Consider the following 16,308-nt stretch of genomic DNA (forward strand, 5'->3'; position numbering starts at 1 on the left):
TTCACACCTTAGCCACGAGCGGGCGGCCCAACAGGCCTTGTGGCCGGAAGATAAGGATCAGCACCAGCAGCGAGAAACTGAACACGTCCTTGTAGTCGGAGTTGATCAGGCCGGCGAAGAGTGATTCGGAGATGCCCAGGATGATCCCGCCCAACATGGCTCCAGGCAGCGAACCGATGCCGCCGAGCACCGCGGCGGTAAACGCCTTGATGCCGATGATGAAGCCGGCATAGAAGTCGAAGGTGCCGTAGTTCATGGTGATCAACACGCCAGCCAGGGCGGCCATGACCGCACCGATGACGAATACGTAGGAGATCACTCGGTCGGTGTTGATGCCCAGAATCGAGGCCATCTTGCGGTCTTGCTGGGTGGCGCGGCACATCCGCCCAAGTTTGGTGTACTTGATCACGTAGGTGAGCAGGGCCATGCCGGCAAAGGCAGCAATCAGAATGAATATCTTGGTGTAGGTCAGTTGCACGAAGCCGCTACCAACCTCGACCCGCAGCGCGCCTTCGAGCAGGGTCGGCACGCCCTGCTGGCGAGCGCCCTGGCTGATCTGCGCATAGTTCTGCAGGATCAACGAGATACCGATAGCGCTGATCAGCGGCGCCAGGCGGGTGGAGTTACGCAGGGGTTTGTATGCAATACGTTCGATGGTGAAGCCGTACACACCGGTCACCACCACGGTGAACAGCAGCGTGCCGAGCATCAGCAGCGGGAAGGATTCGACACCGAAATAAGCCAGCAATGCCAGGCTGATTGCCGCCAGGTAGGCGGAAATCATATACACCTCGCCGTGCGCGAAGTTGATCATGCCGATGATGCCATAGACCATTGTGTAGCCGATGGCGATCAGGCCGTAGACCGACCCGAGGGTCAGGCCGTTGACCAGTTGCTGCAGGAAAATACCATCCATAACGCAATCTCGCTGAGTGAGATCGCCCCTGCGCTGGCCACAGCGGGGCTGCCGTCAGGCGGCCCGCGTGGTGCAGCACAGGTGCAGATCTACGGATAAAGACAGATACCGCCTGGGCGTCAGCCCGGGCTTGAACCCGGGCCTTGCGCCGTTGTTATTTTTGTTTTTCCAGCTGGTGGTATTTGCCGTCTTTATCCCACTGATAGACCACGTAGTCGGAGATCTTCAGGTCACCCTTGGCGTCCCAGGTCTTCTCGCCCATGACGGTCTGCACGGGGTTGGCCTTGAGCCACTTGGCGGCGTCTTCGCCCTTGTTCGACTTGGCGCCATTGAATGCAGCAGCCAGGGCCTGTACCGAGGCGTAGGCATACAGGGTGTAGCCTTCAGGCTCGGTGCCGTTCTTGCGGAACTGATCCACTACCGCCTTGCTGTCTGGCAGCAGACGCGGGTCGGCGCCGAAGGTCATGTACACGCCGTCGACGTATTGCGCGCCGCCTGCGGTGGTGACCAGTTCGTCGGTGACGATACCGTCATCGGACATGAACTTGACGTCTTTCAGGCCCGCTTCACGCAGCTGCCGTACCAGCGGACCGGCTTCCGGGTGCAGGCCGCCGAAGTAGACGACATCGGCGCCGGCGCCACGGATCTTGGTGACCACCGCGCTGAAGTCTTTCTCACCGCGGGTCAGGCCTTCATACAGCACCGGTTTGACGCCGCGTTTTTCCAGCTGCGCCTTGGTCGCATCGGCCAGGCCTTGGCCATAGGTGTCCTTGTCGTGCAGCACCACGACCTTTTTGCCCTTGAGCACATCAACGATGTAGTCGCCGGCAACGATGCCTTGCTGGTCGTCACGCCCGCACATGCGGAACATGGCCGACAGGCCCCGCTCGGTGACCTGCGGGTTGGTCGAGCCTGGGGTGATCGCGATGATGCCGGCCTCGTCGTACACCTCGGAGGCTGGGATGGTGTTGGACGAGCAGAAGTGCCCGACCACGCCAACCACTTTCTCCTGGTCGACCAGCTTGTTGGCTACCGCTACGGCCTGTTTCGGTTCGCAGGCGTCATCGCCGGCTACCAGTTTGATCTGCTCGCCGTTGACCCCACCGGCCTTGTTGATCGCGTCGGCCGCAGCCTGCGCACCTTTCATGTACTGCTCGCCAAACGCTGCGTTGGCCCCGGTCATTGGCCCCGCGACGCCGATCTTGATGTCGGCCTGAACATACGAAGAAACACCCAGTGCCGTTGCCACGGCCAGAGCCAGGAAGCCTTTCTTGTAAAACGTCTGCGACATGAGGTGGTGCTCCTAGAGTCTTTTTTTTGGTTGGCACTACAACGTTCTGCTTGCTGATCAGAGCAAGCGCCGTGCCACTGACTTTGCATTTCGAGCAAACACGCCTGGCTGGCCGTCTGGAGGCCGGCGCCGGGCATCGTTCATTGAGCGTGCAACCGTCTACACCGAGGCGGGCGCCACCATTCCTCCAATATAGGCGCAACCGAGCAGTGCCATCATTGCAACCAGCACCAGTGTCAACGTGCAACCTGCCGGTAACTGTCGACGTCACCGAAGTGCACACCGCTGGTGCGTGACTGCTACGGGGGCACTGTTTCAAGGCTAGTCGCTGCGCGCGAAAACGTCCGGGTTTTGGCAGTTACAGCCCCGGTACAGGGCTGCGCGAAGGTTGCCCGCACCAGTCGCGACACGGTCAGGTGTAGGAAGCGGCCTTGTGTCGCGAAAGGGTCGCGTAGCGGCCCCAGCATTTGTACTGCACCGCAAAATCGCGGGGCCCGCTGCGCGCGCCTTTCGCGACACAAGGTGATCCCACAGAGGCCTCGCGCGAGGTAAAGGTAATGCGGTCAACTGTGAGTGCCCTGTGAAGCGCAAAGGCTGGCACAATGATCGCCATTCCCGCGCGCTTGCGCCGTTTCAGCGAGCGCCGCCGACCTGGAGCTTTCAATGAGCGAGAGCGCATTCTCTGAGCGCATCGTGCACAACCTGCTCGACACCGATTTTTACAAGCTGACGATGATGCAGGCGGTGCTGCACAACTATCCCGATGCTGATGTCGAGTGGGAGTTTCGCTGCCGCAACGGCGAAGACCTGCGCCCTTATCTGGGCGAGATTCGCCGCCAGATCGAGCGGCTCAGCGAGCTGACCCTGGACGACGGCCAGCTGGAGTTTCTTGAGCGCATCAGCTTTCTCAAGCCAGACTTTCTGCGCTTTTTACGCCTGTTCCGCTTCAACCTGCGTTATGTCCATCTGGGCATCGAAGACGATCAGCTGTGCTTGCGTCTAAAAGGCCCGTGGCTGCATGTGATCCTCTTCGAGGTGCCGCTGCTGGCGTTGATCAGCGAGGTGCGCAACCGTCACCTGCACCCGCACATGCCGCTGGCGGCTGCCCGCGATCAGCTCTACCGCAAGTTCGACTGGCTCAGGGCCAACGCCAGCGAGGACGAACTGGCCGAACTGCAGGTAGCCGACTTCGGTACCCGGCGGCGCTTCTCCAGCCGGGTCCAGGAAGAGGTCGTGCGGGTCCTGCGCGATGACTTCCCCGGGCGCTTCGTCGGCACCAGCAATGTCGATCTGGCATGGAAACTGGATATCAGACCATTGGGCACCATGGCCCATGAATGGCTGATGGCCCATCAGCAACTCGGCCCGCGCCTGATCGACAGCCAGATCGCCGCGCTCGACTGCTGGGTCCGCGAGTACCGCGGCCTGCTCGGCATCGCCTTGACCGATTGCATCACCATGGATGCCTTCCTCAATGATTTCGATCTGTACTTTGCCAAGCTGTTCGACGGCCTGCGCCACGACTCCGGCGAGCCGGTGGCCTGGGCGGAAAAGGCCATCGCTCATTACCAGCAACTGGGCATCGATCCGATGACCAAGACCCTGGTGTTCTCCGACGGTCTCGACCTGCCGCGTTCGTTGCAGATATTCCGTGCCCTGCGTGGTCGCATCAATGTCAGCTTCGGCATCGGCACCAACCTCACCTGCGACCTGCCGGGGGTAGCGCCAATGAGCATCGTGCTTAAAATGACCGACTGCAATGGCTCGCCGGTAGCGAAGATTTCCGACGAGGCCGCCAAGACGCAGTGCCGCGATGAAAACTTCGTCGCCTACCTGCGTCACGTATTCAAAGTTGCCCACAAGGAGTAATCCATGCAAGCCGTTCAGCAAGAGATCGCGCAGCAGCTCAAGGTGCAGCCGCCGTTCGCCGATGCCGCCGCGCTCGAGGCCGAAGTTGCCCGGCGTGTGGCTTTCATCAAGGACTGCCTGGCCAACGCCCGGCTCAAGACCCTGGTGCTAGGCATCAGTGGCGGGGTCGACTCGCTGACCGCCGCCCTGCTCGCCCAGCGCGCCGTCAACGAACTGCGCGCCAGCAGCGGCGACGACGGCTATCGCTTCATCGCCGTGCGTCTGCCGTACAACGTGCAGCACGACGAACACGACGCACAGGCCTGCCTGGATGTGATCAAGGCCGATGAAGTGCACACCATCGACATCGCTCCCGCCGTGCTTGGGCTCAAGAGCAAGGTCGATGTGCTGCAGGACGGCGCACCGGCCATGGTCGATTTCGTGGTCGGCAACATCAAGGCGCGCATGCGCATGGTGGCCCAGTACAGCGTCGCCGGCGCCCGTGGCGGCCTGGTGATCGGCACCGACCATGCGGCCGAAGCGGTGATGGGCTTCTTCACCAAATTCGGTGACGGCGCCTGTGATCTGGCGCCGCTCAGCGGCCTGGTGAAGAACCAGGTACGTGCCATTGCTCGTGCCTTTGGTGCGCCTGAGTCACTGGTCGAGAAAGTACCGACTGCGGACCTCGAAGACCTTGAGCCAGGCAAGCCAGATGAAGCAGCGCACGGCATCACTTATCAGCAGATCGATGCCTTCCTGCACGGTGAGCCTGTCGACCAGCATGCCTTCGATATCATCGTCAGCACCTACCGCAAGACTCAGCACAAGCGCGAGCTGCCGTTCGCGCCGTAATCGGCGGCGATAAAAAAAAGCCCGACCGCGACGTTGATCGCGGCCGGGCTTTTTTTGTGGCGTGGCTTACTTGACCACGACCTTGCCTTTCATCATCGAGATGTGGCCTGGGAAGGTGCAGAAGAAGCTGTAGTCGCCGCCAGCTTCCAGCTTGGAAGTGTCGAAGGTGACCTTGGTTTCTTTCTCTGGCGCACCGATCATCGCGGTGTGAGCGATGATATTGGCGTTGTCTTCCTTCAGGTAACCCTTGTCGATGCCTTGGGTCATGCCTTCGGTGGCAATGGCCTGCATGTCGGCAGTCTTGCTGACCACCAGGTTATGGCCCATGACGTTCTTCGGCAGGTTGCCGGAGTGAGTCAGGGTCACGGTGAATTCTTTGCAGCTCTTGTCGACGGTGAATTCTTTGCTGTTGTAGGACATCTGGTCAGTCGAATCAATGGTCACCGCGCACTCGGCTGCAAACACAGAAGCGCTGGCGAGGGTCAGCAGGGATACCGCTACAGCTTTCGCAAACATCGTGAATCTCCTTGGCAGGGTTTATCAATTGCGAGTCTGCCTGAAAGCGGAACGAGCGTGCCTGATATGCATCAAGGCAGTGTTCGGCCGGCAGCCAGTAAATTTGTTCTATGGATTGTATACAACCAATCTAAGTGCACATCATGCCTGCATAACCGACGATGGGACAACCTCTCATTTAGGAGCAAACGACATGTCCCTTGGTAGCCTGATGAATAGCCTGCTCGCCGCTTACGCCCATGGCGCCACTGGCGCGGCCTGCGAGTTTTCCCGTCCCGAATAAATCCGATCTTGGAAGCGACAGGCGTGCGCTTTACCCTTGGACGTCTGTAAAGGGAGAGAAACAATGCCTGTACGTTCCGTTTGTGTGTTCTGCGGCGCCAGTATCGGCGCCAACCCCGCCTACCGCGCAGCAGCCGTTGCCCTCGGCGAAGCGATTGCCCGGCGTGGCCTACGCCTGGTCTACGGCGGCGGCGCGGTCGGCCTGATGGGCGTGGTTGCCGACGCGGCGATGGCGGCCGGCGGTGAGGTGGTCGGGATCATCCCGCAGAGCCTGCTGGACGCCGAGGTTGGCCACAAGGGCCTGAGCCGGCTGGAAGTGGTCGACGGCATGCACGCGCGCAAGGCGCGCATGGCCGAGCTCAGCGATGCCTTCATCGCCCTGCCGGGTGGCCTGGGTACGCTGGAAGAGTTGTTCGAGGTGTGGACCTGGGGGCAATTGGGCTATCACGCCAAACCGCTGGGACTGCTCGATGTGAACGGCTTTTATACAAAGCTGGGCGACTTCCTCGACCATATCGTCGAGGAGGGTTTTGTCCGCCCACAGCATCGGGCGATGCTGTTGCTCGAGCAGCAGGCCGATGCACTGCTGGACGGCATGGAGCAGTTCGTCGCGCCGGTGGTGCCGAAGTGGGTCGACAAAGCGCCTGATTGACCTTGGTGCTTATTAGGGCCGCTTTGCGGCCCCATTCACCAGGTCAGCGCGGTACAGCTGGCTGACGCGGCTTCTTGACGCCGCCTTTGGCCGCTTCCTTGCGCTCTTTGGCGGCCTGCTGGTTACGCGCAAATGCCTCGGCCTTGGCCTTCTCGCGCTTGTCCCAGGGCTTGCTGCCATCGCTGGCGCGTGGCGGCAGGCCGTTGTGCTGAGTCAGGATCTTCTGCTCTTTGCCGACCTTGTGGCTGCCGCTCGGCGTGGAGTTCTTGCGCCGTGCACTCTGGTAGCCGTCGGTCTGCGGCTGATGCAGCGGGATCAACTGGTGCTTGCCCGGGCCGATCAGGTCGGCGCGGCCCATGCGCTCCAGTGCTTCACGCAGCATCGGCCAGCCTTTCGGGTCGTGGTAGCGCAAGAATGCTTTGTGCAGCCGACGCTGCTCGTCGCTCTTGACGATCTCGACGCCTTCGCTCTTGTAGGTAACCTTGCGCAGCGGGTTCTTGCCCGAGTGGTACATCGCCGTGGCCGAGGCCATTGGCGACGGGTAGAACGCTTGCACCTGGTCGGCACGGAAGCCGTTGCCCTTGAGCCACAGGGCGAGGTTCATCATGTCCTCGTCGGTTGTGCCCGGGTGCGCGGCGATGAAGTACGGGATCAGGTACTGCTCTTTGCCCGCTTCTTTCGAGTACTTCTCGAACATGCGCTTGAAGCGGTCGTAGCTGCCGATACCCGGCTTCATCATCTTGTCCAGCGGGCCACGCTCGGTATGCTCCGGGGCAATCTTCAGGTAACCGCCGACGTGGTGGGTGACCAGTTCCTTGACGTACTCCGGCGACTCGACCGCGAGGTCGTAGCGCAGGCCCGAAGCGATCAGGATCTTCTTCACCCCCGGCAAGGCTCGGGCCTTGCGGTACAGCTCGATCAGCGAAGTGTGGTCGGTATTGAGGTTCTCGCAGATGCCCGGGAACACGCACGACGGCTTGCGGCAGTGCTTCTCGATCTCGGTGCTTTTGCAGGCGATGCGGTACATGTTGGCGGTCGGCCCGCCAAGGTCGGAGACCACGCCGGTGAAGCCCGGCACCTTGTCGCGCATCTCCTCGATCTCGTTGAGGATCGACTCGTGCGAACGGTTCTGGATGATGCGGCCTTCATGCTCGGTGATCGAGCAGAAGGTGCAGCCGCCAAAGCAGCCACGCATGATGTTCACCGAGAAGCGAATCATCTCGTAGGCCGGGATGCGCTCCTTGCCGTAGGCCGGGTGCGGCACACGGGCATACGGCATGCCGAACACGTAGTCCATTTCTTCGGTGGTCATCGGAATCGGCGGCTGGTTGAACCAGACATCCACGTCGCCGTGCTTCTGCACCAGCGCACGGGCGTTGCCCGGGTTGGTTTCAAGGTGCAGAACGCGGTTGGCATGGGCGTACAGCACCGGGTCATTGCGTACCTTCTCGAACGAGGGCAGACGCAGCACGGTCTTGTCGCGGGTCATGCCCGGGCTGTCGAGGATCTGCACCACCTTGGCTTCGTTCGGATCTTCGACCTCGCCCTTGGCTTGCTCGATGGCGCAGGCCTGGGTGTCTTGAGTATTCACGTACGGATTGATGATCTTGTCGACCTTGCCCGGCCGGTCGATGCGCGTCGAGTCGATTTCGAACCAGCCAGCCGGGGTGTCGCGGCGTACGAAAGCGGTTCCGCGCACGTCAGTGATCTGCTCGATGGTTTCGCCGTTGGACAGGCGCTGCGCGACTTCAACTACCGCACGCTCGGCGTTGCCGAACAGGAGGATGTCGGCGCAGGCGTCGATCAGGATCGAATGGCGGACCTTGTCCTGCCAGTAATCGTAGTGGGCGATGCGGCGCAGCGAAGCCTCGATGCCGCCGAGCACGATCGGCACATTCTTGTAGGCTTCCTTGCAGCGCTGGCTGTACACCAGGCTGGCACGGTCAGGGCGCTTGCCGGCCAGGCCACCAGGGGTATAGGCATCGTCGGAGCGCATCTTCTTGTCAGCGGTGTAGCGGTTGATCATCGAGTCCATGTTGCCGGCCGCGACGCCGAAGAACAGGTTCGGCTCGCCAAGCTTCATGAAGTCGTCTTTGGACTGCCAGTTCGGCTGGGCAATGATGCCGACCCGGAAGCCCTGGGCTTCGAGCAGGCGGCCGATGATGGCCATGCCAAACGACGGATGGTCGACGTAGGCATCACCGGTCACGATGATGATGTCGCAGGAATCCCAGCCGAGCTGATCCATCTCCTCCCTGCTCATCGGCAGGAAAGGCGCTGGCCCGAAGCATTCGGCCCAGTACTTGGGATAGTCGTAAAGTGGTTTGGCTGCGTGCATGTCAGTGACCGGTTCTTGGTGTGCAGGGAAATCGCGGGCGCGGAATATAGCACAAATTTTGATCAAATCCGACGGTAATGGTCGGATTCATGATGAGGGGCTTGGACGGCGCAGCAGCACCGCCGGCTGTTACTCGTCGTCGTCGAAGTTGTACGCCCCCGGGGCGAGGTTCTCGAAGCGGGTGTACTTGCCGATGAACGCCAGGCGGACAAAGCCGATCGGGCCGTTCCGCTGCTTGCCGATGATGATCTCGGCGACGCCCTTGTGCTCGGTCTCGGGGTGATAGACCTCATCCCGGTAGACAAACATGATCACGTCGGCGTCCTGCTCGATTGCACCCGATTCACGCAAGTCGGAGTTGACCGGGCGCTTGTTCGGGCGCTGTTCCAGCGAGCGGTTCAACTGCGACAGGGCAATGACAGGGCAGTTGAATTCCTTGGCCAGGGCTTTCAACGAGCGGGAAATCTCCGAAATCTCGTTGGTACGGTTGTCACCACTGGAGCCCGGGATCTGCATCAGCTGCAGGTAGTCGACCATGATCATGCCGATCTCGCCGTGTTCACGGGCCAGGCGGCGGGTCCGCGCGCGCATCTCCGAAGGGCTGATGCCGGCGGTATCGTCGATGAACAGCTTGCGGTCGTTGAGCAAGTTGACCGCCGAGGTCAACCGCGGCCAGTCGTCATCATCAAGCTGACCGGAACGCACCTTGGTCTGGTCGATGCGACCCAGTGACGAGAGCATCCGCATGATCAGCGATTCGCCTGGCATCTCGAGGGAGAACACCAGCACTGCCTTGTCGCTGCGCAGCACGGCGTTTTCCACCAGGTTCATGGCGAAGGTGGTTTTCCCCATCGACGGTCGGCCGGCAACGATGATCAGGTCGGCCGCCTGCAAACCGCTGGTCTTGCCGTCCAGGTCGGTATAGCCGGTGGAGATACCGGTGATGTCGCTGTCGGAGTTGAACAGCGTGTCGATGCGGTCGATGGCCTTGGCCAGCAGGTCGTTGACCCCGACCGGGCCGCCGGTCTTGGGCCGCGCCTCGGCGATCTGGAAGATCTGCCGCTCGGCATCGTCAAGAATCTCGGCGGCGTTGCGCCCTTGCGGGTTGAAGGCGTTGTCGGCGATATCGGTGCTGATGCTGATCAGCTGGCGCAGCGTGGCGCGCTCACGAATGATCGCCGCATAGGCCTTGATGTTGGCAACCGACGGGGTGTTCTTGGCCAGCTCGGCCAGATACGCCAGGCCACCGACCTGGCTCGACTGGCCTTCGCGGTCTAGCTGTTCGTGCAGGGTGACCACGTCGAACGGCTGGTTGAGGTCAACCAGCTTGTGGATGGCACGGAAGATCAGGCGGTGGTCATGCCGATAGAAGTCGCCATCCGAAACCTGATCCAGCACCCGCTCCCAGGCTTCGTTGTCCAGCATCAGACCACCGAGCACGGCCTGTTCGGCCTCGATGGAATGCGGCGGCACTTTCAGCGCAGCGGTTTGCAGGTCGAGCTGTTCTGGATGGGTGATCTCGTTCATGGCCACAATAGAATTCTGGGTGATGAGAAAAACAAAGGGCACGGCCTGCAAAGCAGAGCCGCGCCCAATGTTAACCGGCTAGCCCACAGGGAGCCAGCCGAGTGCTACAGCTTAGGCTGCAACGACAACCACGCGAACGGTGGCTTCAACGTCGCTGTGCAGGTGCACGGCTACGTCGTATTCGCCAACGTTACGGATGGTGCCGTTCGGCAGACGAACTTCAGCTTTAGCCACTTCAACGCCGGAGGCGGTCAGGGCATCAGCGATGTCGTGGGTGCCGATCGAACCGAACAGCTTGCCTTCGTCGCCAGCGGTGGCAGTGATAGTCACTTCCAGCTCGGCCAGTTGGGCAGCACGGCTTTCAGCCGAAGTTTTCTTGTCGGCTGCAGCTTTTTCCAGCTCGGCGCGACGTTCTTCGAACGCAGCGACGTTGGCGGCATTGGCAACAGTGGCCTTGCCGAACGGCAGCAGGAAGTTACGGCCGTAACCGGCTTTAACTTTAACTTTGTCGCCCAGGTTGCCCAGGTTAGCGACTTTTTCCAGCAGGATCAGTTCCATTTGGTAAAACCTCTTAACTTTTAACCTTCACCGTTCGCGGAATCGTCACCCTGAGGCGACTTGCGACCGCGAAAATCAACCAGGCTATCGACAATGGCCAGGACCACGAGCAGCGGATAAGTCAGCTGCATGAACAGCACCAGCGTCACGTACAACCCGACCAGCCAGAATCTGCCCAGACGTTTCTGTGCCACCAACCCGTGCAGCAGGGCAAGCCCGGCAAACATGAGCGGTACGCTGCAAAGCGGCGTGAGCAGCGCCAGGGCAGAACCGAGGTTCGGACCCAACACCATGCACCCCAGCAATACCAGCGTTGGCACCAAGGGAATCCGTACCGCTTGAAACTCGCGGCCGAAACCTCCCGGGTTGTACAACGAGGCCTGCCAGTAGCGCCCCAACATCAGGGACAACACACTGACAACCTGCAGCAACGCCGCAATCAGGCCGTTGAGCACCGGTACGACAAGACTCCCAAGGCGTGCCTGCTCCTCTACCGATAACTGCTGGTAGAGACCGTCGAGCATCTGCGGCAGGGCTTTTTCAAGCGCTCGCGCCAGAGCTTCAATCGGTTCACGGAACACCGAACTGAGAATCAGGCCATACAACAGGCCCAGTGCAATGCTGGTCAACAGCACCCGGTTCCAGGAGTGCCCGGCGCGCAACAGCGCAGCCAGCCCCAGCGTACCCAGCAACACCATCAAGGTGCGCGGCTCGCCGAAGACCCACCAGACCAACGCCGGCAAAATGCCCCAGACGATGACCGAGGAAGCGTCCTTGAAACCGCGCCGCAGGAACACCAGGCTCCCAGCGGCGGCACACAACCAGAACAACAGCGGCAATGCCGCACAACCGGCCACTACTACAGCGGCCTGCACGCGACCGCGCATGATGAAATCAGCTAACGCCCGCATGCTTATCCCTTGCTACTTGTCGAAAGCCAGGCCTCAGCGGCCGTGGCTGTCGGTGTAGGCAAGCAGGGCCAGGAAGCGGGCGCGCTTGATAGCGGTAGCCAGCTGACGCTGATAACGAGCTTTGGTACCGGTGATACGGCTTGGAACGATCTTGCCGGTTTCGGATACGTAAGCTTTCAGGGTGTTGAGATCTTTGAAGTCGATCTCTTTCACGTCTTCAGCAGTGAAGCGGCAGAATTTACGACGACGGAAGAAACGTGCCATGTAATAGGCTCCTCAAAAGGTCCGTGGATTACTCGTCAGCGCTATCGCTGGCGTCGCTGTCATTGCTGTCGTCGCCATCGGCGCCATCAGCTTCAGGACGTTCACGACGCTCACGGCGCTCGCTGCGGTTCTCTTCGGCCTTGAGCATCTCGGACGGGCCAGTAACGGCTTCGTCGCGACGGATGACCAGGTTACGGATCACGGCATCGTTGTAACGGAAGTTGTCTTCCAGCTCGGCCAGGGCCTTGCCAGTGCACTCAACGTTCAGCATCACGTAGTGAGCCTTGTGAACATTGTTGATTGCGTAGGCCAGTTGACGACGACCCCAATCTTCCAGACGGTGGATTTTGCCACCATCTTCTTCGATCAGCTTGGTGTAACGCTCAACCATGCCGCCGACTTGCTCGCTCTGATCCGGGTGGACCAGAAAGATGATTTCGTAATGACGCATGAATGCTCCTTACGGGTTAGAAGCCTGCCAGGGAATCTGGTCAGACAAGGAGTGAATGACACTGTATGACTTGCCTTGTGCAGAAGGCACATGCGCGCCTGCCTGCTGGGCAAGGGGCGCAATTGTAGAGAAGGCGGGACGCACAAGCAAGGTGATTGGCGATTATTTGAACAGGTAGAAACATATCCGTAATAGATGCCAACTGAGCCGGCCTCTTCGCGGGTAAACCCGCGAAGAGGCCGGCTCAGGCAACAGCTCAGCGCTTCAGTTGGCGCTGACGTACGGCTTCGAACAGGCACACACCGGTAGCCACCGACACGTTCAGGCTGCTGACGCTGCCAGCCATCGGCAGCTTCACGAGGAAGTCGCAATGGTCACGGGTCAGACGACGCATGCCCTTGCCTTCAGCACCCATGACCACCACCAGCGGACCGGTCAGGTCCTGTTGGTAGATCTCCTTGTCGGCTTCGCCGGCAGTGCCGACCACCCACAGGCCGCGCTGCTGGAGCTTCTCCAGGGTACGCGCCAGGTTGGTCACGGCGACCAGCGGTATCACCTCGGCAGCGCCGCAAGCAACCTTGCGCACAGCCGGGGTCAGGGTCGCCGACTTGTCCTTGGGCACCACCACCGCAATGGCACCGGCAGCATCGGCGGTGCGCAGGCACGCGCCGAGGTTGTGCGGGTCGGTAACACCATCGAGCACGAGAATCAGCGGCGGGGTTTCGGTGCGCTCGAGCAACTCCTCGAGCATCAATTCGCCCCACACCTGCGCCGGGCTGACTTCAGCCACCACGCCCTGATGCACGCCTTCAACCCAGGCGTCCATCTCGCGACGCTCGGCCTGGCCGACCGCTACGCGGTTTTCTGCGGCCAGAGCCAGCAGGGTTTGCAGACGCGGCTCACTGCGCCCTTCCGACAACCAGATCTGCTTGACCCGCTTGGGGTGGTGCTGCAGCAGCGCCTGCACAGCGTGCACGCCGTAGATTTTTTCCAACTGACTCATGACTTGTTCTTGCTCTTGCGTGGCGCGCCGGACTTGGGCGGCCCTTTACGGTGTTTGCTTGGCTTGTCGCTGGCAGACTTGCTCGAACTCTTGCCGGACTTGCTTGCCGTCGGCGCATTGCGGGCTTCGCCCATCAGCGCCTTTTTCACTTCACGGCTCTTGCGTACTTCGGCGTTGCGCTGCACGGCATCGCTCGGGAAGTAGGCATCCGAACTTTCGTTCTTGCGCCGACGCGGTGCTGGCTCGGCCTTGGCTTCTGGCTTGGCTTGCGACGTGGCCTCGCGCTTGCTGTCCTGCTTCACGTCACGCTTGCCGGTGCCTGCACCTTTGCCTGCCGGCGCGGACTTGCCCGCCGGAGCCGTGTCGGCGGCGCCTCGCTGCTTGCGGCCAACCGGCGCATTGACCGTGGTTTCGGACATTTCAAAGTCGATCTTGCGCTCGTCGAGGTCGACCCGCATGACCTTGACTTCAACCGTGTCGCCCAGGCGGAAGCTGCGGCCGGTGCGTTCGCCCGACAGGCGATGATGCACGGCGTCATAGTGGTAATAGTCGCCCGGCAGCGCGCTGACGTGGACCAGGCCTTCGACGTAGATGTCGGTCAGCTCGATGAACAGACCAAAACCGGTCACCGCGGTGATCACGCCCGGGAAGATTTCGCCCACACGGTCTTTCATGTACTCGCACTTGAGCCAGTTGACCACGTCGCGAGTGGCCTCGTCGGCGCGCCGCTCGGTCATCGAGCACTGCTCGCCCATCTGCTCCAGAGTGGCAACGTCATATGGGTAGATGCGCGCTTTGGGGATGGCCACGGCACCGGCACGCTTGACGTGCGGGGTGTCGATTTTGGAGCGGATCACGCTGCGAATGGCGCGGTGCACCAGCAGATCCGGGTAACGGCGGATCGGCGAGGTGAAGTGGGTGTACGCCTCGTAGTTCAGACCAAAGTGGCCATTGTTGTCGGTGCTGTACACCGCCTGGCTCAACGAGCGCAGCATCACCGTCTGGATCAGGTGGAAGTCCGGACGCCCGGAGATGCTCGCCAGCAGGGCCTGGTAGTCCTTCGGCGAAGGCTCCTTGCCCTTGTGCAGCGACAAGCCCAGCTCACCGAGGAAGGCGCGCAGTTTTTCCAGACGCTCCGGTGGCGGGCCGTCGTGCACACGGTACAACGACGGCACTTCGTGCTTCTGCATGAACGCAGCGGTCGCAACGTTGGCCGCGAGCATGCACTCTTCGATCAGCTTGTGCGCTTCGTTACGCACAGTCGGGCGAATTTCTTCGATCTTGCGGTTATCACCGAAGATGATCCGGGTTTCCTGGGTCTCGAAGTCGATCGCACCACGGGTATGGCGCGCCGCCAGCAGGACCTTGTAAAGGGCGTGCAGGTTCTTCAGGTGCGGCACGACCTCGCTGTACTCATCGCGCAGGGCCTTGCCTTCACGGGTGCGCGAGTGCTCGAGCATGCTGCTGACCTTGTTGTAGGTCAGCCGTGCATGGGAGTGGATCACCGCCTCGCAGAACTGGTAATCGACCATCTGCCCGGACTTGTTGATGGTCATTTCACAGACCATGGCCAGGCGATCGACGTGCGGATTCAACGAGCACAGGCCGTTGGACAGCTCCTCGGGCAGCATCGGGATCACCCGCTCAGGGAAATACACCGAGTTGCCGCGCTGCTGCGCTTCGATATCCAGGGCCGAGCCCAGGCGCACGTAGCTGGACACGTCAGCAATTGCCACGTACAGGCGCCAGCCGCCGGAGAACAGCCGCAGCTTGCCTTGCGGCTCACAATAGACGGCGTCGTCGAAGTCACGGGCGTCTTCGCCGTCAATAGTGACGAACGGCAGGTGACGCAGGTCGATGCGGCGTTCCTTGTCCTTTTCTTCGACTTCGGAGCGGAACTTGCGCGCTTCCTTGACCACTTCCTGCGGCCACACGTGCGGGATGTCGTAGCTGCGCAGGGCAACGTCGATTTCCATGCCCGGCGCCATGTAGTTGCCGATCACCTCGACCACATCACCCTGCGGCTGGAACCGCGGCGTTGGCCAGTGGGTGATCTTGATTTCGACGAACTGGCCGATCTTGGCGCCACCGTTACGCCCGGCAGTGACCAGCACTTCCTGCTGGATCTTCGGGTTGTCCGGGGTTACGTAGCCGATGCCGCCTTCTTCGAAGTAACGGCCAACCACGCTCTCATGGGCGCGGGAGATGATCTCGACCAGCACACCTTCGCGGCGACCACGACGGTCAGTACCGGAAACCCGTGCCAGGGCACGGTCACCGTCGAACGCCAGACGCATCTGCGACGGGCTGAGGAACAGGTCAGCGCTGCCATCATCCGGGATGAGGAAGCCGAAACCATCACGGTGGCCAGACACGCGGCCGCAGATCAGGTCCAGTTTGTCTACCGGGGCATATGTGCCACGCCGGGTATAGATCAGCTGACCGTCACGTTCCATGGCGCGCAGGCGGCGGCGCAGGGCTTCGATCTGGTCTTCTTCGAGCAGGCCGAACTCTGCGGCCAGCTCCTCGCGCGCGGCTGGCTCGCCACGATCGGCAAGGCGCTGCAGGATCAGCTCACGGCTGGGAATAGGGTTGTCGTATTTATCCGCTTCGCGAGCGGCCTCTGGATCGAGGGATTGCCAATCGGCCATCAGGAGGGGTTCACCTTGGTATATATAGAGTAGAAGTTTGGCATAGGCCTATTGAAACCGGAAATGTCGTCGTTGGACAGCCCCCGTCTGACAGTCTTGTTGGCGAGGGAAGCTCAACAGAATCAACGTGTTGAGTTTTTTACTTTTTTTTTGATACGAGGGCTTTACAGCCCCCAATGGCGTCCGTATAGTGCGCACCACAACGACGGACACCGCCGTTGTAGTTGAGATAAGCGATGTTGTAAAGC

14 protein-coding genes are annotated in these 16,308 nt (G+C 61.0%); 3 read left to right on the plus strand and 11 right to left on the minus strand.

The features are described from left to right. Nucleotide 1: 1 nt before the first annotated feature. The gene (locus HU736_RS14835) at nucleotides 2–916 is read right to left on the minus strand and encodes an ABC transporter permease subunit (protein ID WP_101315985.1); all 915 of its coding nucleotides are present in this window, start codon (nucleotides 914–916) and stop codon (nucleotides 2–4) included. Between the two features lie 154 nt (nucleotides 917–1,070). Then, nucleotides 1,071–2,207, minus strand: coding sequence for a branched-chain amino acid ABC transporter substrate-binding protein (locus HU736_RS14840; RefSeq protein ID WP_101315983.1), 1,137 nt, complete (start codon nucleotides 2,205–2,207; stop codon nucleotides 1,071–1,073). A gap of 663 nt (nucleotides 2,208–2,870) precedes the next feature. On the opposite strand from HU736_RS14840, the gene pncB reads away from it, so the two are divergent. Both pncB and nadE read left to right on the plus strand, forming a co-directional pair. Next, a complete protein-coding gene (gene pncB, locus HU736_RS14845; RefSeq protein WP_186700640.1) occupies nucleotides 2,871–4,076 on the plus strand; it encodes a nicotinate phosphoribosyltransferase in 1,206 nt (401 codons plus the stop codon). Nucleotides 4,077–4,079: 3 nt separating this feature from the next. After that, entirely contained in the window at nucleotides 4,080–4,907 is an 828-nt protein-coding gene (gene nadE / locus HU736_RS14850) for an NAD(+) synthase (RefSeq protein ID WP_103435863.1), read from the plus strand. A 66-nt stretch (nucleotides 4,908–4,973) separates the two neighbouring features. Here nadE and azu read toward each other — a convergent pair whose 3' ends face one another. Beyond that, on the minus strand, nucleotides 4,974–5,423 hold the full coding sequence (gene azu, locus HU736_RS14855; protein WP_103435862.1) for an azurin: 450 nt from the start codon (nucleotides 5,421–5,423) through the stop codon (nucleotides 4,974–4,976). A gap of 346 nt (nucleotides 5,424–5,769) precedes the next feature. Here azu and HU736_RS14860 point away from each other — a divergent pair, with 346 nt between their 5' ends. Beyond that, on the plus strand, nucleotides 5,770–6,357 hold the full coding sequence (locus tag HU736_RS14860) for a cytokinin riboside 5'-monophosphate phosphoribohydrolase (protein WP_181089621.1): 588 nt from the start codon (nucleotides 5,770–5,772) through the stop codon (nucleotides 6,355–6,357). Nucleotides 6,358–6,400: 43 nt separating this feature from the next. Here the strand turns inward: HU736_RS14860 and HU736_RS14865 are convergent, their stop codons facing one another. The 8 genes from HU736_RS14865 to rnr all read right to left on the minus strand — a co-directional run bounded on the left by HU736_RS14865 (nucleotide 6,401) and on the right by rnr (nucleotide 16,060). Further along, nucleotides 6,401–8,695 (minus strand): YgiQ family radical SAM protein, encoded by a 2,295-nt coding sequence (locus HU736_RS14865; RefSeq protein WP_103435860.1) that lies wholly within the window; start codon nucleotides 8,693–8,695, stop codon nucleotides 6,401–6,403. A 129-nt stretch (nucleotides 8,696–8,824) separates the two neighbouring features. Next, on the minus strand, nucleotides 8,825–10,222 hold the full coding sequence (dnaB, locus tag HU736_RS14870; RefSeq protein ID WP_101315971.1) for a replicative DNA helicase: 1,398 nt from the start codon (nucleotides 10,220–10,222) through the stop codon (nucleotides 8,825–8,827). A 111-nt stretch (nucleotides 10,223–10,333) separates the two neighbouring features. Beyond that, on the minus strand, nucleotides 10,334–10,780 hold the full coding sequence (gene rplI / locus HU736_RS14875; protein ID WP_103435859.1) for a 50S ribosomal protein L9: 447 nt from the start codon (nucleotides 10,778–10,780) through the stop codon (nucleotides 10,334–10,336). A gap of 20 nt (nucleotides 10,781–10,800) precedes the next feature. Continuing rightward, nucleotides 10,801–11,691 (minus strand): YybS family protein, encoded by an 891-nt coding sequence (locus HU736_RS14880; protein WP_103435858.1) that lies wholly within the window; start codon nucleotides 11,689–11,691, stop codon nucleotides 10,801–10,803. Nucleotides 11,692–11,724: 33 nt separating this feature from the next. Further along, nucleotides 11,725–11,955 (minus strand): 30S ribosomal protein S18, encoded by a 231-nt coding sequence (rpsR, locus tag HU736_RS14885; protein ID WP_101315965.1) that lies wholly within the window; start codon nucleotides 11,953–11,955, stop codon nucleotides 11,725–11,727. Between the two features lie 28 nt (nucleotides 11,956–11,983). Continuing rightward, a complete protein-coding gene (gene rpsF / locus HU736_RS14890; RefSeq protein WP_101315962.1) occupies nucleotides 11,984–12,406 on the minus strand; it encodes a 30S ribosomal protein S6 in 423 nt (140 codons plus the stop codon). Between the two features lie 256 nt (nucleotides 12,407–12,662). Continuing rightward, nucleotides 12,663–13,409 (minus strand): 23S rRNA (guanosine(2251)-2'-O)-methyltransferase RlmB, encoded by a 747-nt coding sequence (rlmB, locus tag HU736_RS14895; protein WP_186700642.1) that lies wholly within the window; start codon nucleotides 13,407–13,409, stop codon nucleotides 12,663–12,665. Beyond that, nucleotides 13,406–16,060, minus strand: a complete 2,655-nt coding sequence (gene rnr, locus HU736_RS14900; RefSeq protein WP_103435857.1) for a ribonuclease R — start codon at nucleotides 16,058–16,060, stop codon at nucleotides 13,406–13,408. The genes rlmB and rnr overlap by 4 nt, the downstream gene beginning before the upstream one ends. Between the last annotated feature and the right edge of the window lie 248 nt (nucleotides 16,061–16,308).

The organism is Pseudomonas shirazensis, assembly GCF_014268785.2.
Classification (GTDB): Bacteria; Pseudomonadota; Gammaproteobacteria; order Pseudomonadales; family Pseudomonadaceae; genus Aquipseudomonas; species Aquipseudomonas shirazensis.

Coding starts and splice junctions, on each gene's coding strand:
- azu (WP_103435862.1), bottom strand. CDS start 5,423: ATGTTTGCGAAAGCTGTAGCGGTATCCCTGCTGACCCTCGCCAGCGCT.
- rplI (WP_103435859.1), bottom strand. CDS start 10,780: ATGGAACTGATCCTGCTGGAAAAAGTCGCTAACCTGGGCAACCTGGGC.
- HU736_RS14860 (WP_181089621.1), top strand. CDS start 5,770: ATGCCTGTACGTTCCGTTTGTGTGTTCTGCGGCGCCAGTATCGGCGCC.
- rpsF (WP_101315962.1), bottom strand. CDS start 12,406: ATGCGTCATTACGAAATCATCTTTCTGGTCCACCCGGATCAGAGCGAG.
- HU736_RS14880 (WP_103435858.1), bottom strand. CDS start 11,691: ATGCGGGCGTTAGCTGATTTCATCATGCGCGGTCGCGTGCAGGCCGCT.
- pncB (WP_186700640.1), top strand. CDS start 2,871: ATGAGCGAGAGCGCATTCTCTGAGCGCATCGTGCACAACCTGCTCGAC.
- rpsR (WP_101315965.1), bottom strand. CDS start 11,955: ATGGCACGTTTCTTCCGTCGTCGTAAATTCTGCCGCTTCACTGCTGAA.
- rlmB (WP_186700642.1), bottom strand. CDS start 13,409: ATGAGTCAGTTGGAAAAAATCTACGGCGTGCACGCTGTGCAGGCGCTG.
- HU736_RS14865 (WP_103435860.1), bottom strand. CDS start 8,695: ATGCACGCAGCCAAACCACTTTACGACTATCCCAAGTACTGGGCCGAA.
- HU736_RS14840 (WP_101315983.1), bottom strand. CDS start 2,207: ATGTCGCAGACGTTTTACAAGAAAGGCTTCCTGGCTCTGGCCGTGGCA.
- rnr (WP_103435857.1), bottom strand. CDS start 16,060: ATGGCCGATTGGCAATCCCTCGATCCAGAGGCCGCTCGCGAAGCGGAT.
- HU736_RS14835 (WP_101315985.1), bottom strand. CDS start 916: ATGGATGGTATTTTCCTGCAGCAACTGGTCAACGGCCTGACCCTCGGG.
- nadE (WP_103435863.1), top strand. CDS start 4,080: ATGCAAGCCGTTCAGCAAGAGATCGCGCAGCAGCTCAAGGTGCAGCCG.
- dnaB (WP_101315971.1), bottom strand. CDS start 10,222: ATGAACGAGATCACCCATCCAGAACAGCTCGACCTGCAAACCGCTGCG.